This window comes from Fretibacterium fastidiosum (assembly GCF_000210715.1).
GTDB classification, from domain to species: domain Bacteria; phylum Synergistota; class Synergistia; order Synergistales; family Aminobacteriaceae; genus Fretibacterium; species Fretibacterium fastidiosum.
This window is the reverse complement of the sequence record NC_021038.1, coordinates 1026493-1028350: the sequence shown is the minus strand read 5'-3', so window position 1 is coordinate 1028350 and position 1858 is coordinate 1026493. Positions and strand designations below refer to the sequence as shown.

Below are 1858 nucleotides of genomic sequence, written 5' to 3'. Positions count from 1 at the left end.
CGGACGGCGTCAACTTGACGCTGTTGCGAACGTTCGTGGGCTGGAACCGCGCGGACCGCGGGGGAGCAGCGGCTGTCTCCCATCCCTCGCCGTGGCCCTCGGTACACAACACGATTGTCGGCAATCAGCTTGGCGATGTCGTCGTCTCTCCGGATTTCACAATATGCCGGTCGGCGGCGAGGCATGCTGTCGTGGAAGAGGTTCCCTTTGCCGTACATCATGCATTTTTCCCCTCGATAAGGAAGTGGGCACCCGGAGGATGCCTCGTGCTGGAGGATTGCCTTCTCGTCGATAACGAGACGCAATCGGCCGGCGGCGCGGTGAAGGCTCAGGCCCTGACACTGTGCAACAGTACGTTGTTCGGCAACGTCGCGAGGCGGAGCGATTCCGCCATTTTCGGGGTGCAGCCACTCTTTTATGCCTCGTTGCTGGCGGATGGGCTCGAGGACAGCGCAGACGGCGTTGTCCTGGATGAAAACTGCAACCTGGTTGAAGCACCGTCCGCTGGCATGTCGGACGGCACGGTCGGAGAGGTTTTCGAGTCATGGCCCCCGGAGGCCGAGGATCGCGGGGGCCATGCGCCCACGATTCCAATAAGATACGCCGGTCCAGCCGAGGGGAGGGTTTCCGCCGACCTGCCGGCTATGCTGACAGATTACCCCTGGAATTTCCGAGCCGATGCACGCGGCGTTCCACATGACTATTCGAAAGGGGCCTCCGTCGGCGCCTGGGGGTTCGGGCAGGTTTCGCTTCTTCCGGGAAACATCCGGAATTCCACGACGATCGCGTTCCGCCCAAAAGACACGGGCTCGATCAAGGTGAAACTGGTGGAGAAGATAGAGACCGGCTCAGACAGCGTGACGAACTGCCTGAAGGACGTGGAAATCCGTTTCGAGTTGATGCAGGGCAGCAATCTTGGACGGCTGCCCCAGGTGAGGATAACGGAGGACAACGGACGCGCGTTTGCGGTGGTCGATACGCTGGAGGGAGGCGACGGCATGGTCCGGGCTTCGGTTGCAAACAGGCCGTTGCAGTATCTGGATCTGTCGGTCCGCCTGAAGCGCCCAGGGCCTGGGGAACCCACGCCTCGGGACGGCGAGGACGATCTGTATGTCGTTGCGCTGAGCCCCAACAGCACGAAGAATAACATGGAAAACACGTACGTCGCGACATACTCTCGGCCCTGTGCCTACAGCACCGTGTCGATCCGCCGTAAGGGACATCCCGAGGCGGTTGAGAAAGAACTTCCCATCGCGATATCGGACTCCGTCCGGGGGACGATAGGCAAAAGACTGACCTTTGCGGAGAAGGGCAGTTATATTTTCGACTTCAGGATGACGGACTCTGCCGGAAGGAGCTACGAGGACTCGAGGGAGGTCCGGGTATCGGACGTGTCTCTGAAGGTGTTTCGCCTGTCCGACCCTCCATATTATCAGGACAAGACATTGTCTATGATTGCTGTATTCACGAAGGCTCCCAGGGCCGTCGATATGACGCTGACGGATGAGGACGGCAGGGAGTTCAGGCCGGACATCCGCCACTCGGACGATCGGCTGGAGTGGGAGGGCCTTGCCGTGCTGAGGGAACCGGGATACTACGCGGCCCGCCTGGACTACACGGACGGCGGGGATGGTACGGCCCGCAGCGAGCGCTACACCATCCGGGTGGCGGAGTACTATGGCGAGGGGAGCGATACGACGATTGTGGAGCGCGGCGGCGGATGCAATGCCCTGTACGGCGCCGCTGTTCTGTTCCTCCTTGTGTGCCTCTTACTATTTGGCCGGTCCGGAGGAGCGGGAGGCCGCTTCTGATGGGGAAGGTAAAGGTGGTGACGATGTTGAGGAGGAGAGCGATTGCC

At 61.0% G+C, this 1858-nt stretch carries 1 protein-coding gene; it reads left to right on the top strand.

Going from position 1 to position 1858, the window contains the following annotated elements; all coding sequences use genetic code 11:
- Window positions 1-818 precede the first annotated feature (818 nt).
- Window positions 819-1811 (top strand): hypothetical protein, encoded by a 993-nt coding sequence (locus tag SY1_RS04665; RefSeq protein ID WP_208872864.1) that lies wholly within the window; start codon window positions 819-821, stop codon window positions 1809-1811.
- The last annotated feature ends 47 nt before the right edge of the window (window positions 1812-1858 follow it).